A 22,588-nucleotide genomic window follows, 5' to 3' on the forward strand; every position below is an offset into this window, starting at 1 on the left:
AACGGGCGCGGGCGGGACATGACCGAGCAGCGGTGATGTACTAGAGTTATCTCGACATCGAGATATCTGCCCGAGAGGCGCACCGCTGCCGCCGCCGGTAAGGGTTACCTAACTAAGTCTTACCTTAGCGAACCGGCCACAAGCCGTGGCGGCAGGATCGCGTGAGTAACGCGCACATTGATGAAGGAGACTGTCGTGTCGGCGAACAGCTTCGACGCCCGCGCCACGCTGCGCGTGGGTGACGAGTCGTACGAGATCTTCCGGCTGGACAAGGTCGAGGGCTCCGCCCGCCTGCCGTACAGCCTGAAGGTGCTGCTGGAGAACCTGCTCCGCACCGAGGACGGCGCGAACATCACCGCCGACCACATCCGGGCGCTGGGCAACTGGGACGCGAGCGCCCAGCCCAGCCAGGAGATCCAGTTCACGCCGGCCCGCGTGATCATGCAGGACTTCACCGGCGTGCCCTGCGTCGTGGACCTCGCCACCATGCGCGAGGCCGTCAAGGAGCTCGGCGGCGACCCGGCGAAGATCAACCCGCTGGCCCCGGCCGAGCTGGTCATCGACCACTCCGTCATCGCCGACCGCTTCGGCACCCCGGACGCCTTCCTCCAGAACGTGGAGCTGGAGTACGGCCGTAACAAGGAGCGCTACCAGTTCCTGCGCTGGGGCCAGACCGCCTTCGACGAGTTCAAGGTCGTCCCGCCCGGCACCGGCATCGTCCACCAGGTCAACATCGAGCACCTGGCCCGTACGGTCATGGTCCGGAACGGCCAGGCGTACCCCGACACCCTTGTCGGCACCGACTCGCACACCACCATGGTCAACGGCCTCGGCGTCCTCGGCTGGGGCGTCGGCGGCATCGAGGCCGAGGCCGCGATGCTCGGCCAGCCGGTCTCGATGCTCATCCCGCGCGTCGTCGGCTTCAAGCTGACCGGCCAGCTGCCCACCGGCACCACCGCCACCGACCTGGTCCTCACGATCACCGAGATCCTGCGCAAGCACGGCGTCGTCGGCAAGTTCGTCGAGTTCTACGGCGAGGGCGTCGCGTCCGTGCCGCTGGCCAACCGCGCCACCATCGGCAACATGTCGCCGGAGTTCGGTTCCACCGCCGCGATCTTCCCGATCGACGGCGAGACCATCAACTACCTCAAGCTCACCGGCCGCTCCGAGCAGCAGCTCGCGCTCGTCGAGGCGTACGCCAAGGAGCAGGGCCTGTGGCTGGACCCGGCCGCTGAGCCGGACTTCTCCGAGAAGCTGGAGCTGGACCTCTCCACGGTCGTCCCGTCGATCGCCGGTCCGAAGCGCCCGCAGGACCGCATCGTCCTCGCCGACGCCAAGCACCAGTTCCTCGAGGACGTCCGCAACTACGTCGCCGACGCCGAGGACCCCGACGAGGCGAGCAAGGAGTCCTTCCCGGCCTCCGACGCGCCCGCGGTGAGCAACGGTGCCCCGGCCAAGAAGGTCAAGGTCACCGCCCCCGACGGCACCGAGTACGAGATCGACCACGGCGCCGTCGCCGTCGCCGCGATCACCTCCTGCACCAACACCTCCAACCCGTACGTCATGGTCGCCGCCGCGCTGCTGGCCAAGAAGGCGGTGGAGAAGGGCCTCACCCGCAAGCCGTGGGTCAAGACCACCCTGGCCCCCGGCTCCAAGGTCGTCATGGACTACTACGACCGGGCCGGCCTCACCCCATACCTCGACAAGCTGGGCTTCAACCTTGTCGGCTACGGCTGCACCACCTGCATCGGCAACTCGGGACCGCTGCCGGACGAGGTGTCCAAGGCCGTCAACGACAACGACCTCGCCGTCGTCTCCGTGCTCTCCGGCAACCGCAACTTCGAGGGCCGGATCAACCCGGACGTCAAGATGAACTACCTGGCGTCCCCGCCGCTGGTCGTCGCGTACGCCATCGCCGGCTCGATGAAGACCGACATCACCACCGAGGCGCTGGGCACCGACACCGAGGGCCACCCGGTCTTCCTCAAGGACATCTGGCCCTCCGAGCAGGAGGTCGAGCAGGTCGTCGCCTCCGCGATCGGCCAGGAGATGTTCGGCACCAGCTACGCCGACGTCTTCGCGGGCGACGCGCAGTGGCAGTCGCTGCCGATCCCGACCGGCAACACCTTCGAGTGGGACGCCGAGTCCACCTACGTCCGCAAGCCCCCGTACTTCGAGGGCATGACGATGGACCCGGCCGCGGTGGAGGACATCGCGGGCGCCCGGGTCCTCGCCAAGCTCGGCGACTCGGTCACCACCGACCACATCTCCCCGGCCGGTGCGATCAAGGCCGACACCCCGGCCGGCACGTACCTCACCGAGCACGGCGTCGAGCGCCGCGACTTCAACTCGTACGGTTCCCGGCGCGGCAACCACGAGGTCATGATCCGCGGCACCTTCGCCAACATCCGGCTGCGCAACCAGATCGCGCCGGGCACCGAGGGCGGCTTCACGCGTGACTTCACGCAGGAGGGCGGCCCGGTCTCCTTCATCTACGACGCCTCGCGCAACTACATCGAGCAGGGCATCCCGCTGGTCGTCCTCGCGGGCAAGGAGTACGGCTCCGGCTCGTCCCGCGACTGGGCCGCCAAGGGCACCGCCCTGCTCGGCGTCAAGGCCGTCATCGCCGAGTCGTACGAGCGCATCCACCGCTCGAATCTCATCGGCATGGGCGTTCTGCCGCTCCAGTTCCCGGAGGGGCAGTCGGCGGAGTCGCTCGGCCTGACCGGCGAGGAGGCGTTCTCCATCTCCGGCGTGACCGCGCTGAACGACGGCTCCATTCCGCGGACCGTCAGGGTGACGACCGACAGCCGCGTCGAGTTCGACGCCGTGGTGCGGATCGACACCCCGGGTGAGGCGGAGTACTACCGCAACGGCGGCATCATGCAGTACGTGCTGCGCTCGCTGATCCGCAAGTAAGCGCGGCAGGCAGGGCAGTCCGGCGGGGCCGCACCTCCGGGAGGGGGGTGCGGCCCCGCCGCGTACGTATCGGAGCGCGGGGGGGCTTGTCCGACCGGCGACCGCGACAACGTTGTCAGTGGAAGGGTCGGGTTCAGTAGGCCGCCAAGTGGCCCATGTTGTCAAGGGCGTTGAGCCGGACAGCTGTACCTGGAACGGCGCGCGCGGTCTTACGGCGGGTGCGCGCCATCGGGTACGGTCGCTCCCGGCTTGTTCGTCCCGTCGACCGCGGCCCTTCCGACAAGGCAGGACCGCCATGCTCCTCCGCCCCTCCGCCGCGCTGGCGGCCGTGGCGCTCACCGTGGGCCTCGTCGCGCCCACGCTGGCCACGCCGGCATCCGCGGCCTCGCCCCCGACCCTGGTCAACGACCCCACCGCGTACGTCGATCCGCTGATCGGCAGCCGGAACGGCGGCAACACCTTCCCCGGCGCCGTGCTCCCCTTCGGCATGCTCTCCTGGAGCCCCGAGAACACCCGCGGCGACGCCACCCGCACCGCGGCCCCCGGCGGCTACCACTACGACGCCACCCGCATCCGCGGATTCAGCCTCACCCACATGTCCGGTACGGGGTGCGCGGGCGGCGCGGGCGACATCCCGTTCTTCCCCCACGCCGGCGAAGTCACCACGTCCCCCGCCGCGGACACCAAGGACGCGGTGTACGCCGCCGACTTCAAGCACTCCGACGAGACGGCCGAGCCCGGCCGCTACAAGGTCGCCCTCTCCTCCGGCGTCACCGCCGACCTGACCGCCACCGCCCGCACCGGGTCCGGCCGCTTCACCTTCCCCGAGGACGAGCCCGCCTCCCTGCTGATCCGCACCGCCAACTCCGAGGTCGGCAGCACGGACGCCGACGTCACCATCGATCCGGACCGCCGCACCGTCTCCGGCTCGGTCACCAGCGGAAACTTCTGCGGCTACCTCGACCCCGAGGGCCGCCGCAGCTACTACACCCTGCACTTCACCGCCACCTTCGACCGCCCCTTCACCGCCCACGGCACCTGGCAGGACGACACGCTCCGGGCCGGGACGACCAGCGCCGAGGGCGGCGCCGGCGGATACGGCACCAACGGCCGCCCGGTCGCGGGCAAAGGCTCCGGCGGCTATGTGCAGTTCGCCCCCGGCACAGGACCCGTGGGTGTCAAGGTCGGCATCTCGTACGTGAGCCAGGCGGGCGCGAAGGCCAACCTCGCTGCCGAGAATCCGCCGGGCCGCGACTTCGGCGACGTACGGGCGGCTGCGCACCGCACCTGGCGCGAGCAGCTCTCCGCCATCAGGGTCGGCGGCGGCAGCGACGCCGACCGCACCGCCTTCTACACCGCGCTCTACCACGCCCTCCTCCACCCCAACGTCATCAGCGACGCGGACCGCCGCTACACCGGCAGCGACGGCAGAACCCACCGCGTGAGCACGGGCCACCAGGCGCAGTACGGCACCTTCTCCGGCTGGGACGTCTACCGCTCCCAGGTGCAGCTGCTCACCCTCCTCGAGCCCCGCGCGGGCTCCGACATCGCGCAGTCGCTGCTCAACTTCGCCCGCCAGAACGGCGGCGTCTGGGACCGCTGGATCCACAACGCGGGCGGCACGCACGTCATGAACGGCGACCCGTCCGCCGCCGCCCTCGCCGGCATCCGGGCCTTCGGCGGCACGCACTTCGACCTCGAGGGCGCGCTCGACTCCCTGGTGAAGGCGGCCACCGTGCCGACCGCGAAGGACCTGAGCCCCGCGGGCAAACCGATCATGTCGGTCGGGCAGCGCCCCTCCCTCGACAAGTACCTCGACCTGCACTACATGCCGTCCGTCTCCAACGCCTGGGGCGGCGCGGCCGAGACGCTGGAGATGTCCGGAGCCGACTTCGCCGTCTCCCAGCTCGCCGAGGCCGCGGGGGAGCGGAAGACCGCCGAGGCCTTCGCCGAGCGCGCCCAGTGGTGGCAGAACAACTTCAACGCCGCCGCTCATGACACGGGCGGCTACATCGCCAACCGGAAGGCCGACGGCAGCTGGGTCACCGGCTTCACCCCGGCCACCGGCAATGGATTCGTGGAGGGCACCAGCGCCCAGTACACCTGGATGGTCCCGCACAACCCGGCCGGCCTCTTCGCCGCCATGGGCGGCAGGGACGCCGCCGTGAAGCGCCTGGACTCCTTCTTCCACAACGCCGACGGCAGCTGGGCCCTCACCGGGGCGGGCGGCGAGAAGTCGGAGCTGGACAACGAGCCCTCCATCAACGTCCCCTACCTGTACGCCTACGCCGGGCAGCCGTACAAGACGCAGGAGACCGTACGGGCCGCGATGCGGCAGCTGTGGACCACGCAGCCCGGGGGCATCCCCGGCAACGACGACCTCGGCGAGATGTCGTCCTGGTACGTCTTTTCCGCCCTGGGGCTCTACCCGCAGGTTCCCTCGCGTTCCGAACTGGTGCTGGCCTCCCCGCTGTTCCCGCGCGCCGAGATCGACCGCGGCGCCCGCTCCATCTCCATCAGCGCCCCGCAGGCCGCGCCCGACGCGCCGTACGTGCAGTCCCTGCGGATCAACGGCCGGGCGAGCGACCGGGCCTGGCTGCCGGAGTCCTTCGTCAACCGGGGCGGCAGGCTCGACTTCACCCTGGGCACCGAGCCCGACCGCTCCTGGGGCGCGGACCCGGCCGACGCCCCGCCGTCCTTCCGCGACGGCGAGCAGCCGTACCAGATCGGGGTCGGGCCGACCACGGGCACCGTCGCGCCGGGCGGCAGCATGACCGTGAAGGTCGCGGCCGTTCCCGTCAGCGAGGGGGACCGGCCCGAGGTGCGCTTCACGGCCGAAGCCCCGGACGGGCTCACGGCCTCACCCGCCTCCGGGACGGTGGGCCCCGATGGCACCGCGGAGATCGCCCTCACCGCCGGTGAAGGCACGGAGCAGGGCTTCTACGACGCCAGGGTGACGGTGACCAGCGACCGTACGACCGTCGTCCAGCCGGTCACGGTGACGGTCGCCGCGCCGGGCAGCCTCCTCGCCGCGTACAACAACGTCGGCTCGTCCGACGACGAGGGCGAGCACGACGAGGGCGACTACGACGGCGGCGGCTGGAGCTATTCGCGGCAGGCGCTGGGCCAGGCCGGGCTGACACCGGGGGCGAAGGGCACGGTCGGCGGCCTCGACTTCACCTGGCCCGGCTCGCCAGCCGGCCGCCCTGACAACGCCTCGGCCGACGGCCAGACCATCGAGCTGCCCCGGCCCGCCACCGCACTGTCCTTCGTCGGCAGCGCGGTCAACGGGAACCAGCCCGCCGAGGCCAAGGTCACGTACACCGACGGCAGTTCTGGCACGGCCTCCGTCTCCTTCACGGACTGGACGGTCGGCGGCGGGAGCGGGACGGTCCAGTACGGCAACCTGACCGTCGCCAGGACCCCGTACCGCAATGTCAGCGGCGGGGACAAGGACGTGATCGACGCCTATGTCTTCGCGACCGCGCCCTTCAAGGCCCCCGACGGCAAGACGATCAAGAGCGTCACGCTGCCGGACAACGAGAACCTGCATGTTTTCACGGTGGCCGTGGGCTGAGGCCCGGCGGGCGCGCCGCGGGCCAGGGACGGCAGGGCCGCACCCCTCCCGAAAGGGGTGCGGCCCTGCCGCAGTGGCCCACTATTCCGCGTCAAGCGGTGCCGCGGTCATCCGTCCGGCTTCGGCGGGCGGCGAAGACAGCGCTTCCGCCGGCGGCCAGCAGCACGCCGGCGCCGCCGAGCAGCCACGGGGTGGCGCCGGCTCCGGCGTGGGCGAGCGAGCCGTTCGGCTTGGGCGCGGTGGTACCTGACGCGGTCTCATCGCCCCCCGAGGTGCCGGAGGTGCCGGAGGTGGCCGTATCGGTCGTACCCGTCGTACCCGTCGTCCCGGAAGTGGCCGGGCCGGTCGCCGTCCTGGTCCCCGCGATGTGGAACGACGCCATGACGTTGTTCTGCCCGTCGTTCAGCTTGCACTTCGCGTCCATCTTGCCCGGGAAAGTCACGTCGCCACTCGCGTCCTTCGGGGTGAGACGCGCGACGAGGTCGCCGACGGTGATCTTGGCGCTGCCCGGCTGCTTGAAGGTGAGCGCCGGCGCGGCGCCGGTCGCCTTGACGTCGAACGCCCCGGACGCCGGGACCTTGGTCTTCACGTTGACCGGCAGTTTCACGTGGATGTCGCCCTCCGGTGCGGCCACGCGGGCCTTCGCGACCACCCTTCCCTCAACGGTCTTCACACCGACCTTGCCCAGCACCTTCGTCGCGTTTGCGGGCACCGGCAGCCGCGCTTTGACGACGAATTTCGGGGTGCGCTTGCCGACCTCGGCCGACTTCGGGATATCCGCGTCAATCTTCAGCGTGACAGGCAGGTCCTCGATTAACTCAGTTGAGCATGTGTACCGCAGCGTGAGCGATACCGGGTCCGCGGCGGCGGGTGCGGCTCCGAAAACTCCTACGATTCCGCCCGCAACCCCTACAGCCGTCGCGAGTCGAAGGGCGCTACGAGCCGCTGGACCGCTTACGACGGCACGGGCTAACGCACGCCGCTCAAGCTTCTGGATTTGCTTGCCAGTTGTCATCATCCTGATCCCCCGTCAGGTGTTTGGGATCTCTCAACAAGGATTGTACGCACCGCAGTAATAGGTCTGTCACACTTCGGTTCCAGTTCGTCACCGCCTCGACCGGGAGCCGGCGAGCCGACAGGACGCTGGTCGCGGCGTGCCAGGAAGACCTGGGTCAGGTGATCCTGGAGTCGAGCGTGGCGGAATTGGTAGACCGCGCCGGCCTGGCGCAACACACCTCGTTCGCACGCGTCATCGAGAAAAGCGATCAGTGGCCAGGGCAACCGCCCTGTCAGCGGCAGCCATATTCGCGCGAGGGCCACCCATTGACCCCAAGCGGTCATACTGAGCCCGTATCCGAGCCCGCCCATGAACGCGGCTTCGATCCCGAACGCGAGCCCGGCCAAGAGCCCCTCCACAGGCCCGAACATGAGCCCGTTGGGAATTCCGGCCCCTACCCCGAACACGAGTGCCCACACCAGCCAATAGAAGACCACGTTCCTGCGGTCCTGGCTCAACAGCTCAGAGGAGCTGACGCCAGATCTGATGTTGATGGGAACTTCCAGCCAAGCCATGAGCCCAAGCGCCAGCCCGGCCCCGAGCCCGACTCCGGGCACGAACACGAGCCCGCCCACGAGCCCGCCATCGAGCCCGTCCCCGAGCCCGAGCGATTCGACCACGATCCTGTCCAGGAACAGCAGCACGAGCGCGATCGAAGCTCCGCACATGAGCCCGAGCTTGAATCTGGGAACGAATCTCGCCCGCCTCTCCCTGGCCCTGCCGAAGACCCGTATGCGTACGCGCGACGGCTCTGCCGCACCCAGGGAGACGAACCCGTACGCGAGCCCGATGACCAGCCCGGCCACGAGCCCGTGCAGGAGACCGACCACGAGCCCTCGCTCGAGCGCGAACCTGAGCCCGTGCGATGTTGCGATCAAGTCAATGGGCACGTTTCCGACCCCGGTCGTCACCCCGAAGGCCAGTGCGGCCAGGAACCCGATCATGAGCATGCGCGAGGAACGGCGCATGGTGGTGCCCAGTTGCCACCAGGCGAGGTCACGTGCGGGGACGCCCGCGCGTGCTCTGCCGAGTTGGTCCAGGTGCGCGGCCAGGTAGCCGAGCCAGTGTTGGGCACGGTCGGGGTCCCAGTGCCGCTGGCGGCGACGGCCGTTGCCGCTGTCGCTGTCGGTCGGCAAGGGCGCGTATGCAGCGGGGGTGAACTCGCCCAGGAGATGCTTCTGTAGGGCTTCGGGGGTTTCGAACCGGGTGGTGTCCAGGAGTTCCGCAGGGTCGCGACCGGGGCGGTCGCTGTAGCTGGTGCGGGCCATGGCGACCATCAGCGGGGTGGTGAGCACCGTGGCGACGTTCTCTGCGCCCAGGCTGCGCGGCTGTTTACGGAGCTCGGCCAGGACGGGTTCCCACACGGTGCTGTGCAGGCCGCCATCCCTGCCCGGACGGCTGGCGCGGGGCAGGTAGACGGCGAGGTCGTCCAGGGTGAGGTCGTCCAGCTCAACGATGGCGGCCTTGGTGAGCACGTCGTATTTCGCCACGGCCTTGGTGTATTCCGCGCGGCGGCTGGTGAGCAGCAGGGGGGTGGTGGTGCGGTTGAGCTGTTCGAGCGCTTTGCCCTGCAGACCGATGGCGATCTCGTCGAACCCGTCCAGAACAGGCAGGATCCAGCCGGTGTCGACCAGGGTGCCGGCCAGATTCCCTCCGTGCGCGGCCGGAGCCGCGAGGCCGTAGTCGCGCACCAGTTGGCGGCACATCCAGTCGCGCAGCGAGATGGTGGCCGGGTCCCATGAACCCAGGCTGAAGATCACCGGTACGGGGTCACCGGGGGTGCGGTTGTCCAGCCGGTCGAGGACGAAGCGCAGGGTCAGGACCGTCTTGCCCGACCCGGCCGCACCGAGCACCACCAGCCGACGGGACGGGATGGACCGGTACACCTCCACGATCCGGTCGAGCCGGCCGGCCAGCGTAAGCGGCCCTGGATCCGCCCCGGCCGGGGCATTGCGGATACTGGCCCAGTGATCGAACCCCGTGTCGGCGTTCCGGAAGCGCACGGCGAGCGGGAACGGGTCGTGCACCTTCCGCCGCTGCTCCTCCTTACGCCATTGTTCTGCCACCCTGAAGGCGAGTCGCTCGGCCGCCTCTCGTAACTCCGGCGCGCCGTCCGGGAGCTGCGGTGGGCGAGGAAGCTGCTCGAGCTGGTCAGCATGCGCCGGCAGACCGATCAGCGAGCTCAGTTCGCTGATCCGGGCTGGAGTCAGGACTGTGTACCAGCGGGCCACCTGGCTTGCCGCGAGCCTGCCGAGCCCGTCGGAGCGATGATGCTCACTGATGACCCCGATCACGCACCCGTCGCTCCACACCGCGGCCCCCGACATCGCCTCCCAAGGGGAACGGCCCGGCTCGGGGTCATACTCCGGAGGATCCACGGAGATCTCCAGGCTGCCCGCGCGCAGGTTCGACAACGGTGTGGTCTTGCCCCGCGCGTGGTGAGAATCCCGGTACCACATGGGAGCATCACGGTCCGGTGACGCGGTATCAGGGCGCAGCTTGAACCTGGGGAATCCCAGCGCTTCGCAATCCACCGGCTGCGAGATGCGGCCGAACCGCACCGGCGAGACCTGGGCAGCGGACAGCCCGCCGGTGCTCGAGTCGTCCGCGATCCTGAGCAGTGCGATATCCGAGGCGGAGTCCGCCCAGACCGGCTCGCCGGGTAACTCCCGCGTACCGCCGTCCTTGGTGAGAAAACGCACCTGAACCGACGTCGCGTCACACACCACATGCGCGGCCGTGAGTACCACATCCCCGGCCACCTGGTAACCCGACCCACGGCCCCCCGCGCGGTCGCCGCGCGTGGTGATGACCTGGACCACCCGCCACCGGTCGAGCCCATCCGGCTCGAATGCCCCGCCCACAGCGGCACTCATCGCTCGTGTGCGCCGGCGGTGCCGGAGACGTACGGCGAGTTGTTCGCCCCCGTCAGGGTCGGCTGCAGCGCCAGTGTGATGCGCTGGGTCGAGGTGGCGCTCACCGTCGCGTCCGCACCGGACTCCACTACCCAGAACCGCACTTTCGCCCCCGCCTGCCCGGCTCGCTCCAGCGCGACCGACAGCTCCAACTCGATCGACCCCAGCTCGAAGCGCAGCGCCTCACCCTCCGCCGCGACGATCGCCCGCTCCAGCTCCTCCCGCAGCTCCCTGATCACGGTGGCCAACTCGATCACACCACGCCCCTTTTGCCGAGCTCACCAGTCACCGGTCACCCAGGACTGTAGCTTCTGAGGCGTGCCTGAGCGCTGTGTTGCCCGATCTCGATCGGGGTCCGGACGACAGCAAACGTGGCACACGGACCGCGCACGCCCCGCCCTTCTCCGTGTGCTGACGGGCACGTCAGGGAGAGCAACAGAACCCGGCTCCCACGGCTCGTGGGGCGCTGACGCCGCACCAGGCGAGTGTCGAGAGCGCACCCTTCGGGGTGGGCGCTCGGGGCTCTCGATGACGGGCAAGTGAGACGTGTCTATGTGGTGAGGGGCTGGTGCCTGTGCTCCCATCGCAGGGCCGGATTGTCGCCGATCCAGTAGGACCGATTGGGGGTGGCCATCTGCTGGCCGCCGATCCAGTACACATGCGCGTGGGGACTCACCTCGACGCGCACTGCGCTGATGTCCGGTTCCCCCGCGTCACGCCACGCTGCGACGGCACCTTCGATGGCGTCCCAGATCGCGAGTGGACCGCCTTGCCGCACGGTCCACTCGCCTGCGTCTGCTGTCAGGGCCGCGAAGGACTCCCGGCTGGTGTCGAACAGATACACCGTCTCCTGGCCTCCGCCAGCGACGGCCCGCACGAGTTGACCGGGAGCGGCAAGCTGGGCGAGGAACGCAGGCATCCACTCGTTCAGCCTGTCCGGCTCGATGATCGCCTTGCGCTCGGTGTCGGCGTAGGCGGTGCAGGCTGCCAGATCTCCGGACACAGGGACGACGGCTTGGGAGCGGGCGGGCATGAACGAGGACGGGCCGATGATGCGCCCTTCGGCGGTGCCGTCGTCCTTGACGGTGAGCTTGGCCAGCCCCGTGCCGTAGGACCAGGAGCCGGGCCCGACAGTGGCCAGGATGATGCCGCCGGGCCTGGTTTGCCTGATCCAGGTGTAGGGGATACGGCGCACCGCGCAGGTGGCGATGATCCGGTCGTAGGGGGCGCGGCGGGGATTGCCGAGAAGACCGTCACCGGTCACGGTCCAGGTGGAGTACCCGGCCGTCTCCAGTGAGGCGTCGGCCCGCTCGGCGACCCGGGGGTCGACTTCGATACTGGTGACGCTGTCCTCGCCGAGCCGGTGACACATCAGTGCGGTGGAGTAGCCGGTGCCGGTGCCGATCTCCGCTGCGTTCTGGCCGTCTTCGACGTCGAGGGCCTCGAGCATGCCGACGACGGTGGCCGGAAGGGTGGATGAGGAGGTGGGGAAGCCGGATACGGCGCTGTCGGCCTGGTCGGGGGTCAGGCGGCCGTCGAGCTGGGTGACCAAGGACTGATCGCTGTAGGCGAGGGCCGTCCATTGCTCGGGATCCATGCCGTCGGGGGTGATCGGCCGCCACAGGCCGGTGGCTTCTTCGGGCAGGAACACCCCGGAGGAGAGGAAGAGTTCACGCGGAACGGCTTCGACCGCGGCCTTCCATGCCGGGGATTTCAGGTGGCCCTGCGCGATGAGCCGGGCGGCGAGTGCGCGGCGGTGGCGGCTGGTGTCGGGGAGGTTCACGGTGCGGCTCCCTGCTTCAGGAGGTCGGCGAAGGCGGCGGCGAGGGGCAGGCCGGTTTCGTCTTCGAGCCATCCCCATTGGCCTTGGGGTTCAGCTCCAGCCAGTGGATCCGGTCGTCGGCGCCGATGCACAGGTCGAAGCTGCCAGAGGCGAGGCCGAAGTGTTTCAGATAGTCGCTCAGGGCCTTGTCCATTCCCTCGGGCAGGGTGACAGGTTTGTACGACAACGCGCTGTAGTCGGCGCGCCAGTCCAGCAGGCCGGAGTCGATCCGTATCGCGAACACGCGGTCGCCGATCACCACAACCCGCAGGTCAGCGACCTTGTTCACGCGCGCCTGAAACAGGTGCGGCACGACGGTCACGGAGGCGTCCAGCTCGCCTACGGTGACCGGCTCGGTCCACGTGGTGAGCCCGGCGCCATCAGCTCGGCGGTAGGGGGTCCACCGCAGGGCTTTGTAAATCATCGAGCCCTGTTCGGTGATGAACGCGGTGATGTCATCCAGGTGGTTGGAGATCAGCGTGGGCGGCACCGTAAACCCCATGCGCTGAGCTACGGCCAACTGCAGGGGCTTGTGCTCGGCGGCTCGGTTGCGCAAGGGGTGGTTGACGTAGCGGCAGGCGGGCAGCGCGTAGAGGATACCGCCGAGGCCGTGGCGGACCTGCGCGGCAGCCCACTCTGCATCCGCGGGGTCCAGGTGCGCGAAGTGAGGCCAGGTCGGGCGGCGCCAGTAAACGGCCCGTACGCCTTCCAGGCTCGCTGTCCTGGAAGGCGTACGGACCTCTCCGGCCGGGGCAGCCGGGTTGGTGCCGAACCGGGCCGAGACCGCCAGGCGTTCACCGATGTCCGAAGGGTCGAACCGCACGACGGGCACGGCCCGCGCGTTGAGCTCGGCGATCACTATGTCAGCGGTGATGTCGTCGGGTTCCGTCACGACGGCGACCGGTCCAGAGGCAGTCATCAGTCCTGCTCGTTGTCCTGGTCGTGATCGGTATCGTTGCGGCTGTCCAGGTTGGTCGACTGGGGGTGTGTCTCGGTGCCTTTGGCGGTGCCGTGCTTGCCCATCTCCATCACTCCGCCCCGAGCGTCACGGAAGGTCGTGAGCTGGGTCTCCGGGTCAACCTCGGCTGTGGCGTACCCGGGCTGGTGGACGCTCGGGTACGGGCGCATCCGGCTGATACCCCAGGGTCGGCCCTCGCCGGCTGGTGCAGTCACCTGCTGCTATCTTCCTCTCTCTTCGTCTCAGTCGTCCTGCGGTGGCACTCGCCGTCTGGTGTCGGGACGGCCAGAATGCACCGCCCCGCTTCCAGCGGGGGGCGGCAGTCTCGGCCCCGCATGTCAGGCGGGCTATGGGGCGGTGAGGCAGCGGGGATCCGGGTTCACGGCCTCATGCCCTGGTAGTGCGTCAGGAGCCGAGCGGACCCGGCAAGCAAGGTCAGGCGGGCCCCCAGATCTCCGCCACCTTCATCGGCCAGCAGAGCGCGGGCGTGCCTCACCGTTTCCAGGCCGATGGCGCGGGCAGGGGTGTCCGGGCTCATGCGCTGGATACGCTCCTCGGCCGGTCCGAGCAGCTGATGCAGGTAGCGGGTCAGCCGGGTGATGAGTTCGTCCGCGCGCTTGCCCGGTGATTGCCTTGCGGGCTCAGCCAGTCGGGGCGCGAGGTCCATCGCGGCGTCGATCGTCAGCTGAACCTTGAACAGATCTACGGGCTCGTCCGTGGGCGTCGGCGGGGCAGCATTGGTGCGCGGGTGCATGCGGGAATCCTCTCGGGGCGGAAGGCGCATGTGATGGGCGCCACATCTTCCGTACCTTCAGCTAACCCGCCGTCACGGCTGCTCTGTATGTCGAAGTGCTGTCAGGGTGCGTGCAAGTACCCTGACGAGTTGGCGGTCTCTTTACCGTCGGTGAGGTCCCGCACGCTCTACCGTTACTTACATGCCACGGACCAGGAATGAGGCTCTGGCGGCGTGGATGGCCGAGCACAGGGTGACGGCGCTCGAACTCGCCGAGCAGGTCAACGACGAGATCGGCAACCTGACCGGCAAGCACGGATCCGTCTCCGAACGGACCGTGTTCCGCTGGCTGTCCGGTGAGGCATCCTTGCCCCAGGCCCGCCAGCGGGTAGCCCTGGAAGCGGTCACCGGCCGTACCGCCCCGCAATTAGGGTTTCATCGCCGAGGAAACCCGCCAGCCGTAACAGCGCCACCTGAAGACGAGGGCCCCGTGCGCCGCCGCAGGTTCATCACTGCCACTACCGGTGCGGCACTGACCGCCACCACAACGGCGGCGACCTCCACGCCCCGGCGCGTCGGCATGACCGACGTGGAACGCCTCAATGCCAAGCTGGGCGCAATCGTCGCCGACGACAACCGACACGGCGGCACGATCGACCTGGAACGCCGCGCAGCCAACATGGCGAGAGAGGTGCTCAACCTGCAGCAACACGGCACGATAAGCCAGCGTGTACGCGGTCATCTCTATGCCACCGCGGCCTCCTTCACTTCCAGCGCCATGTGGGCCGCCATCGACGGTGGCCGCCTGGACGTCGCACAGCAGCACCTGAACCACGCTGTGACCTTGGCGGGCCTCTCGGGGGACTCTGCCATCCAGGTCCGCGTATGGGGCCACGCGGGGGCCCTGTACCGGCAATTCGGCCGGAACGCCGACGCCATGGCCGCGGCCGAAGCCGCACGCTCGGCAAGCATCACCCGCCGTGACCCTCTGTACGCGTCGCTCACCCACGCCCGTATGGCCGTTAGCCACGCGGACCTGGGCGACCCGACTGCGACGCTGCGCAGCCTCGCGCACGCGCAGGACGCCCTGAACGGAGCCGACCTGAGCGCATCCCGCCCCCCGTGGATGGGCTTCTACGACCAGGCTGAAATGGAGCTGTTGGCGCTGATCGCCAACTTCACTCTCGGCCGTTGGGAGGACGCCGAGGCGCACGCACACCGGAATCTGGCTCAGCTCCGCCCCAACCTGTTGCGCAACCGCGCCTTGGCCAACGCCCATCTGGCCCATGCCCAGCTTGGTCAAGGAGCACTGGAGCCCGCGTTGGTCGCTGCCAAGGCCGTCCCCGGCGACATCGCCCAACGGGGTGGACGTGTCGGTCGCCTCCTCGATCGCTTCGGCGACCGCTTGCAAGGCACTGCCTCGGGCACCGCCCAGGCCCGCGAATGGACCGACTACACCCGAAGCCATAGGAGGACCACCGCGTGACCACCCCCGCTCCTCTGACGTTCCGCCACGTCACCAACGTGGATGATGTGCGGCAGCTCCTTCTGGACATCCATGCCGCGGTACGTGGCGACTTCGGCCTCCTGGAGCGCCCGTTCTATTCCGTGGAGCGGTTCAACGAGCGGCTGACCAGCCACTCCTCTGCCCCGGGCTGGGAAGCTGTCATCGGCTATGCCGAGGAAGAAGCCGTGGGCTTCGCCTACGCCACCCCGCTCGGGCCCAAAACCCGCTGGTGGGAAGCCATGAGGGAAGCCTTGCCCGAGGGCTATACCACCGAGACGGGCACCCGCACCCTGGCCCTGAACGAGGTCGTCGTACGTAAGCCCTGGCGCGGCACGGACGTGGCCCACCGTATCCACGAGGAGCTGATCTCCGGCCGGTCCGAGGAGCGCGTCACGCTCCTGGTGAACCCGCTGTTCAGCGACGGGAGGCTCAAGGCCCGCTACGAGGCGTGGGGCTACGAGCAGATCGGGACGCAGCAGCCGTTCCCCGACTCCCCGGTCTTCGCATCCATGATGCGCACGTTGCGCACCTCCTGATCCGGCGACCCGAAACCCAGCGGGGGCGATGCCGTGGCGTGGCTGCTGCCAACTCTTATGAGTTTCACGGACATTCGGGAAGGCCACTCGTGGCAGTCGTTGCCGAGGAATCGTGGATGAGTGACGTCCAACGAAGAGGCCGAGTGGCTGGCGACGCAGCAGTCCGTCGCGGGTGCGTGAGATTCAGGCCGGTCGGCTGGCCTGGACCGAGATCGACCTGATCGACATCGACGACGGGTTCGCGCGGCCGTTGCGGGATGGGCTGGAAGTGCTCGGTGCCCGGGTGAGCTACCTACAGGTTGGCCAGCCTCGCCACCTGGTGTCGGCACTGGACGGCAGTCGGCCCATCGCGCCGTACGTGATCGTGTCCTGCCACCGCGACGAGGGACGCATTCTCATGGACGACCTCGCCGAGGAACTGGCACGATTCCAGGCGTTCAACGGCGCCGTCGGCCCGGACCAGGTGCGCAAGCACTTCCACCTGCCGGGCAGCGTCACGCTCGTCACCGGCTGCGACACGGGGGATACCGCGCTTGCTGACGCCTTCCTAGACGCCGGCGCCGGCATCTATATCGCCCCGCGCGGAGCGCCGTTCGGCTACACGAGCGTGTTCGCCCCGTTGTTCCTCTTCTACGAGCTCACCGAGCAGCGCACTCCCGCGGAGGCGGTCGAGCGCCTGCGCGCGCATGATGACGAGCTGGCCATGTGGCAGCTCTACCAGCGCTGACCCTGCGCGTCCGGGCCGCACCCGAGGGGGCGAGACACCGCAGGCGGTGGGCAGCGGCCACCCCCATGACGCCCTTGCGGTGGGGAACCACCTCGCTGCACGCCTAGCGCATGCGACGCAGAAACGAGTCGACGAGCCGGTCGGTGAAGTCCCGGCCGATCGGCTCGTTCGTTACCAGGACGCGGTAGTAGACAGGTCCCACGAGCTGGTCGGTCTCGGCCGCGATGTCGATGCCGGCGGGCAGCTCGCCACGTCGTGCGGCGCGTTCCAGTGGCAGGCGGTCGTGACGGCGTTGTTCGTCGAGGTATCTGCCGCGGAAGTCCTCCGCGAACACCGGATTGTGCTGCGTCTGCGCGATCAAGGCCTTGAAGACGGCTCCGGCATCGGACTGGCTGAGAAAGCATGCCAGTTGGTGCAGGTAGGCGCGTAGATCGCGGGCGATGTCACCGTGATCGGGCGGGCGCAGCTCCTCGGTCATGTCCTGCAGGAAGGCCTCCACGAGCACGTCGGTCTTCGTGTTCCACCAGCGGTAGATGGTCTGCTTGGCGACACCGGCTCTCGCCGCGATGCCCTCCATCGTGACGCCCGCGAACCCTTTCTCGACGAGCAGATCGTCGGCCGCCTCCAGCACCGCCTGCCGGGCCCTTTCGCTGCGTCCGTACCGGTTGCCACGGTGACGCGGCCCCGATCGGCCGGTGGCGCTCTCCTCGCCGGCTGCTGTTGTACGCCGCATGTCGCCTCCTTCGTTCCGGAACAGAAATCCACCCTAGACTAGACGCAACGGTGCGTCTACTCTGGCTCGCATGACAACCAGGTACACACTTGCCGACCCCCGGGTCGAGGCCGCCCTCGACCGGATGTTCGCGCACGCAGCAGACGACGACGCCACCGCGGCCCGGTTACGGGCCGAGCATGGGGGCGCCATGCCCACCGCACCGCAGGAGCACGCTGACGCAGCGGCGCAGATCTACATGCCGATCTCCGCCGTTGGTGGGCGGTTGCTCTACAACCTGGTCCGCGCTATTCGGCCGACGACCGTCATCGAGTTCGGCACCTCGTTCGGGATCTCCACGCTGTACCTGGCCGCGGCCGTGCAGGACAACGGCGCCGGACGGGTCATCACCACGGAACTGAACAAGCACAAGATCGCCGCGGCCCGCCGCACATTCGCCGAGACCGGTCTGGACGATGTCATCACGGTGCTGGAGGGAGACGCCTGTGAGACCCTCAGCGGCATCGACGGTTCCGTGGACTTCGTCCTGCTCGACGGCTGGAAGGACCTGTGCCTGCCCGTCCTTCGCCTGCTCGAACCGCGCCTGACGCCCGGCACCCTCGTCGTGGCCGACGACGTCAACCTGACCAGTCTGCAGTCCTACCTGAGCTACGTGCGTACCCCCGCGAACGGCTATCACAGCGTGACCTTCCCCGTCGAGGACGGCATGGAGATCAGCTGCCGCCTCTCGTGAGCGGCATACGAACCGGAAGCCACGGTCCCCACCCAGCCTCCCCGCAGCTGTGGGGGCCGCTGTGACCCTCAGCCCAGCCGAGCGCCCGGAGCCGGGGACCCGTTCGGCCCCTCGCATCCGCACCGGGCTCTGGGCGCTGCGCACCTCCTGATCCGAGATCCGGAAATCACATCGGCCCGCTCCGCAGGTTCCGGGGCGGGACCGATGCGTGGGACGTTGGCACGCGTGCCGAATGGTTCGGGAGGAGGGCCCGGGGGCCCGGCCCTCCTCCCCACAGGGCGCTTGCGCCTCAGGACAGCAGCTCGACCTCCGCCAGCGTGGCCGCCCCGCCCACCGGCTCCAGCCGGTAATGCGCGTACGAGCCGGGGTGGCCGACCGCGAAAGCCCGCGTCTGCCGGTCCCACGCGAAAGATTCGCCCGAGCGCTTGTCCAGCTCGGTCCAGTTCTCACCGTCGCGTGAGCCCTTCAGCACCCACCCCTGCGGGGCCTTGGCGCGGTCCGCCGAGGTGAGGGTGTAGTACGCGACGCGGGACGCGGACTTCCCCTTCAGGTCCGCCGAAGTGAAGGACCGGGTCGTCGTCGAGGTGTTGTCGGTCAGCTCGGTCCCGTCCTTCTCCGTCACGTCGTCCATCGGGGACGGCGGCTGGTCGCCCTGGGTGATGGAACCGGGACCGGCGTCTTTGCCGGTGCCCCACTTCGACGGTTTCGGGCCCATCGCGAACTCCAGCGTGCCGCCGCCGGCGATGGCGGAGTGCGGCAGCGCGGTGGAGTTCCATGGCTTGCCGTTGAGCTTCACGCCCTGGACGTAGACGTTGCGCGCGCTGTTGCGCGGAGCCTTGACGACCAGGTCGCGGCCGCCGGGCAGATGCACGGTCGCCTTGGTGAAGAGCGGGGAGCCGATCGCGTACTCGGGGCTGCCCATCACCAGCGGGTAGAAGCCGAGCGCGCCGAAGACGTACCACGCGGACATCTCGCCGTTGTCCTCGTCGCCCGGGTAGCCCTGGCCGATCTCGCTGCCCAGGTAGAGCCGCGAGAGCACCTCGCGGACCTTCTCCTGCGTCTTCCACGGCTGGCCTGCCGCGTCGTACATGTACGTGATGTGGTGCGACACCTGGTTGCTGTGCCCGTACATGCCCATCCGGACGTCCCTGGCCTCGGTCATCTCGTGGATGACGCCGCCGTAGGAGCCGGCGAAGTCGGGGTCGGCCGTCTCGGGGGTGGAGAAGAACGTGTCGAGCTTCTTGCCGAAGGCCGCCTTGCCGCCGTAGAGGTTGGCGAGCCCGCGGGTGTCCTGCGGAGCGGTGAAGGCGAAGTTCCAGCCGTTGGTCTCGGTGTAGTCGTGGCCCCAGACGCGCGGGTCGTAGTTCTCGGGCTTCAGCCGCCAGCCGCCGTCGGCGTCCTTGCCCTGGAAGAAGCCGATGCCCTTGTCGAAGTGCTTGACGTAGTTCTGGGCGCGGTTCAGGAAATAGGCAGATTCCTCCTTGTAGCGCGCCTTCTTCGTCTTCGCGTAGAGCGCCTTGCCCATCTGGGCGAGCCCGAAGTCGTTGAGATAGCCCTCCAGCGCCCAGGACATGCCCTCGCGGGTCTCCGTACTGGTGTAGCCGAGGAAGACGGAGGTCTCCATGCCCTTGCGGCCGACGCCGGGAGACGGCGGGGCGACGGTGGCGTTCTTCAGCGCGGCCTCGTACGCGGCCTCGGCGTCGAGATCCACGCCCTTGAGGTAGGCGTCGGCGAAGGCCACGTCGGAGCTGGTGCCGGTCATCAGGTCGGCGTAGCCGGGCGAGGACCAGCGGGAGATCCAGCCCCCGTCCTTGTACTGCTGGACGAAGCCGTCGGCCATCTTCCCCGCTCGCTCGGGGGTGAGCAGGGAGTACGCGGGCCAGGTGGTCCGGTAGGTGTCCCAGAAGCCGTTGTTGACGAACATCTCGCCGTCGACGATCTTCGCGCCGGTGCGGGTCGGGGTGTTCTCGCCCGCGGGAGGAGAGAAGGGGCTGGCGTACTGGTACTTCGGCTTCTGACGGGTGCCGGTGTTCTCGTAGCCGGAGTTCGGATACAGGTAGAGCCGGTAGAGGTTCGAGTAGAGGGTGGTGAGCTGGTCGTGGGTTGCGCCCTCGACCTCGACGACGCCGAGGATGTCGTCCCAGGCCGCCTGGGCGCGGGCCTTGACCGACTCGAGGGATTCGGAGGCCCCGATCTCCTGCGCGAGGTTGGCCTTGGCCTGGTCGACGCCGATCAGGGAGGTGGCCAGGCGGAGGTTGACCGTGCGGTCGGCGCCCGGGTCGAACCGGAAGAAGCCGGTGACGTCCTTGCCTCCGCCGCCGGGCAGCTTGCCGCTGTCGCTGACGGGAGCGTCGAAGACGCCGTAGACGAACAGCCGGGTGGCGCCGGTGGACAAGCCGCTCTTGACGTCGGAGTAGCCGGTGACGACGCCGCTGTCGGGGTCGAGGCTGAGCCCGCCCGAGTTGTTGACGTTGTCGAATATGACGCTCGCGTTGTCACCCGGGAAGGTGAATCGCATCATCGCGGCGTGGTCGGTGGGCACGATCTCGGTCTTGAGGCCGTTCTCGAAAGTGACGCCGTAGTGGTGGGGGCGGGCCGTCTCGTTCTCGTGGCGGAAGGGGAGCGCCCGGGCTTTGCGGTCGGCGTCGGGGGTGCCGGAGGCGGTGGACGGCATCAGCTGGAAGGTCTGCCGGTCGCCCATCCAGGGGCTGGGTTCATGGCTGGCGCCGAAGGCCTGGACGGTGGGGAGGTTGTCGGAGTTGTTGGCGCGGGCGTACTCGTACAGCCAGCTGGTGGAGCCGGCGTTGGTCACCGGCGTCCAGAAGTTGAAGCCGTTCGGCACCGCGGTGGCGGGGAAGTTGTTGCCGCGCGAGAAGCTGCCGCTGGAGTTGGTGCCGCGTGTGGTCACCGCGTAGTCCGAGAGATGGGCCAGCGGTTTCTCCGGCGGCGCGGGCGCGATGGACACGTCGTCCACCCAGCCGCGGAACTTCGCGGGACCCTTGGGGGAGTCGTACGCGACGAGGATCCGGTCGATGGTCTTGCCCGCGGCGACCTGGCCGATCCGGGACTGTTTGTGGTTCCACTGGTTGACGTACAGGGTCTTGGAGGCCGCCTGGCCCTGGGGGGTGAGCCGGGCGCCGTGCTGGTCGACGGCGGCGAGGTCGCTCAGATAGGTGCCGTCGGTGAAGGCGAGATCGAGCGAGACATGGGTCGCCGGGTAGCTGAGGTCGGTGTCGCCCATGGAGGGATGGATCCGGTACGAGAGCAGGGTCTGCGGAGTTACGGCCGTGTCGACGTCGAAGACCTTGTTGTACGAGTACGCGCGGCCCTCGGCCTGGTGGGTGCCCGCGTAGCGCAGGGCGCGGGTGCCGGTGAAGCCGGCGTTGGCCTTGGCGGTGGGGCCGCCTGACGGGCCGCGGTCGCCGTGGGTGCGCATGTCGGAGGGCGCGGGCTCGCTCGTGTCCCCGTTGGAGAACTGCACTTCGGCGAGTTGGGTGATGTCGTCTCCGGCGTTGCGGGAGATGTCGAGCCGGTAGTGCCGGTACGCCTCGGTGTTCTCGAAGCCGTATTCCTTGGTCTCGTGGCGCTTCTCGAAGACCTCGCCCTCGTGGGTGTCCAGGTCCTTCCAGTTGGAGCCGTCGTTCGAGCCCTTGAGGGTCCAGTCCTTCGGGTCGCGCCCGGCCGCGTCGTTGGCCGAGGTCAGGGCGTACCGTACGACCTTGACCGGCTCGTCCAGGTCGAACTCGAGCCAGGCGGTCTTCTCGAAGGCCAGCCATTTGGTGGTGATTTCGCCGTCGACCAGATTTTCCTTGATCTCGCCGGCATCGGTGTTCTCCGCGCTGGCGCGGACCTCGGTCACCTTGTCCGTCACATTGCCGGGAATGCCGGAAGTGTCACCACCGTCGACACCTGAGGACTTTTTCTTGCCGTCAGGGCCGGTTTCGACGGTATTGTTCCAAGTTGGCTGAGGGTCATCCGATTCGAAGGAGGAGGCGAATTCCTGTGACGCCCGTTCGGGCTCGCGGGGGAGCGCCACCGCCGAGCCCTGGGTCGTCGCGGCCAGTACGACGGCCGCTACCAGGGCGACCGTACGTCCGAGCCTGCGCCATCGTCTGCGCTCCATCGGCCAGCCCCTCCAACGATCTAGACAACGTTGTCAACCTGGTTGCGCAAAAATAAGTAATGGTTGATGGGGCCGGTGGTGTCAAGGGAGTTGGGCATTCCACTCCGACGGGCCATCAAAACACGTCCGAAGGGTGTGGTTCGGCCCCGATTTATCCGGAGGGCGTCCTGCCGCATTTCCCCGAGGTCTCAACTCGGGAAAGACTGCCGACGAATGCTGCATTCGATCTTGCCCGCCCCACGGGAAGT

General features: G+C 68.8%; 14 protein-coding genes and 1 pseudogene. 6 read left to right on the plus strand and 9 right to left on the minus strand.

The annotated features are described in order from the left end of the window. The first annotated feature begins 195 nt into the window (after nucleotides 1–195). Both acnA and ACTWQC_RS06220 read left to right on the plus strand, forming a co-directional pair. A complete protein-coding gene (acnA, locus tag ACTWQC_RS06215; RefSeq protein ID WP_443314517.1) occupies nucleotides 196–2,919 on the plus strand; it encodes an aconitate hydratase AcnA in 2,724 nt (907 codons plus the stop codon). Between the two features lie 295 nt (nucleotides 2,920–3,214). Continuing rightward, nucleotides 3,215–6,496 carry a GH92 family glycosyl hydrolase gene (locus ACTWQC_RS06220; protein ID WP_443314518.1) on the plus strand — a complete coding sequence of 1,094 codons (3,282 nt, stop codon included), beginning with the start codon at nucleotides 3,215–3,217 and terminating at the stop codon, nucleotides 6,494–6,496. Between the two features lie 91 nt (nucleotides 6,497–6,587). Here ACTWQC_RS06220 and ACTWQC_RS06225 read toward each other — a convergent pair whose 3' ends face one another. The 7 genes and pseudogenes from ACTWQC_RS06225 to ACTWQC_RS06255 all read right to left on the minus strand — a co-directional run bounded on the left by ACTWQC_RS06225 (nucleotide 6,588) and on the right by ACTWQC_RS06255 (nucleotide 14,002). Then, nucleotides 6,588–7,514, minus strand: coding sequence for a DUF6801 domain-containing protein (locus ACTWQC_RS06225; RefSeq protein WP_443314519.1), 927 nt, complete (start codon nucleotides 7,512–7,514; stop codon nucleotides 6,588–6,590). Continuing rightward, the gene (locus ACTWQC_RS06230) at nucleotides 7,511–10,429 is read right to left on the minus strand and encodes a trypsin-like peptidase domain-containing protein (RefSeq protein ID WP_443314520.1); all 2,919 of its coding nucleotides are present in this window, start codon (nucleotides 10,427–10,429) and stop codon (nucleotides 7,511–7,513) included. The genes ACTWQC_RS06225 and ACTWQC_RS06230 overlap by 4 nt, the downstream gene beginning before the upstream one ends. After that, nucleotides 10,426–10,725, minus strand: coding sequence for a trypco2 family protein (locus ACTWQC_RS06235; RefSeq protein WP_443314521.1), 300 nt, complete (start codon nucleotides 10,723–10,725; stop codon nucleotides 10,426–10,428). The genes ACTWQC_RS06230 and ACTWQC_RS06235 overlap by 4 nt, the downstream gene beginning before the upstream one ends. A gap of 293 nt (nucleotides 10,726–11,018) precedes the next feature. Next, nucleotides 11,019–12,251 (minus strand): ATP-grasp peptide maturase system methyltransferase, encoded by a 1,233-nt coding sequence (gene tgmC, locus ACTWQC_RS06240; protein ID WP_443314522.1) that lies wholly within the window; start codon nucleotides 12,249–12,251, stop codon nucleotides 11,019–11,021. Then, a pseudogene (gene tgmB, locus ACTWQC_RS06245) lies at nucleotides 12,248–13,209 on the minus strand (ATP-grasp ribosomal peptide maturase). Before tgmB ends, tgmC begins: the two are co-directional and overlap by 4 nt. Continuing rightward, nucleotides 13,209–13,463, minus strand: coding sequence for a putative ATP-grasp-modified RiPP (tgmA, locus tag ACTWQC_RS06250; RefSeq protein ID WP_443314523.1), 255 nt, complete (start codon nucleotides 13,461–13,463; stop codon nucleotides 13,209–13,211). The pseudogene tgmB and the gene tgmA overlap by 1 nt, the downstream one beginning before the upstream one ends. Before the next feature lie 164 nt (nucleotides 13,464–13,627). Next, the gene (locus ACTWQC_RS06255; protein ID WP_443314524.1) at nucleotides 13,628–14,002 is read right to left on the minus strand and encodes a DUF6415 family natural product biosynthesis protein; all 375 of its coding nucleotides are present in this window, start codon (nucleotides 14,000–14,002) and stop codon (nucleotides 13,628–13,630) included. Between the two features lie 217 nt (nucleotides 14,003–14,219). On the opposite strand from ACTWQC_RS06255, the gene ACTWQC_RS06260 reads away from it, so the two are divergent. The 3 genes from ACTWQC_RS06260 to ACTWQC_RS06270 all read left to right on the plus strand — a co-directional run bounded on the left by ACTWQC_RS06260 (nucleotide 14,220) and on the right by ACTWQC_RS06270 (nucleotide 16,751). Continuing rightward, nucleotides 14,220–15,467 (plus strand): Tat pathway signal protein, encoded by a 1,248-nt coding sequence (locus tag ACTWQC_RS06260; RefSeq protein ID WP_443314525.1) that lies wholly within the window; start codon nucleotides 14,220–14,222, stop codon nucleotides 15,465–15,467. Continuing rightward, complete coding sequence (locus ACTWQC_RS06265) at nucleotides 15,464–16,024, plus strand: N-acetyltransferase (RefSeq protein WP_443314526.1); 561 nt, start codon at nucleotides 15,464–15,466, stop codon at nucleotides 16,022–16,024. The genes ACTWQC_RS06260 and ACTWQC_RS06265 overlap by 4 nt, the downstream gene beginning before the upstream one ends. A gap of 172 nt (nucleotides 16,025–16,196) precedes the next feature. Further along, on the plus strand, nucleotides 16,197–16,751 hold the full coding sequence (locus ACTWQC_RS06270) for a hypothetical protein (protein WP_443314527.1): 555 nt from the start codon (nucleotides 16,197–16,199) through the stop codon (nucleotides 16,749–16,751). A 103-nt stretch (nucleotides 16,752–16,854) separates the two neighbouring features. Here ACTWQC_RS06270 and ACTWQC_RS06275 read toward each other — a convergent pair whose 3' ends face one another. Then, nucleotides 16,855–17,382 (minus strand): TetR/AcrR family transcriptional regulator, encoded by a 528-nt coding sequence (locus tag ACTWQC_RS06275; protein WP_443314528.1) that lies wholly within the window; start codon nucleotides 17,380–17,382, stop codon nucleotides 16,855–16,857. A gap of 172 nt (nucleotides 17,383–17,554) precedes the next feature. Between ACTWQC_RS06275 and ACTWQC_RS06280 the strand changes: the two genes are divergently transcribed. Then, nucleotides 17,555–18,217, plus strand: coding sequence for an O-methyltransferase (locus tag ACTWQC_RS06280; protein ID WP_443314529.1), 663 nt, complete (start codon nucleotides 17,555–17,557; stop codon nucleotides 18,215–18,217). Between the two features lie 289 nt (nucleotides 18,218–18,506). On the opposite strand, the gene ACTWQC_RS06285 is transcribed toward ACTWQC_RS06280, so the two are convergent. Beyond that, on the minus strand, nucleotides 18,507–22,340 hold the full coding sequence (locus ACTWQC_RS06285) for a GH92 family glycosyl hydrolase (protein WP_443314530.1): 3,834 nt from the start codon (nucleotides 22,338–22,340) through the stop codon (nucleotides 18,507–18,509). Between the last annotated feature and the right edge of the window lie 248 nt (nucleotides 22,341–22,588).

This window comes from Streptomyces sp. 8N616 (genome assembly GCF_052246385.1).
Classification (GTDB): domain Bacteria; phylum Actinomycetota; class Actinomycetes; order Streptomycetales; family Streptomycetaceae; genus Streptomyces.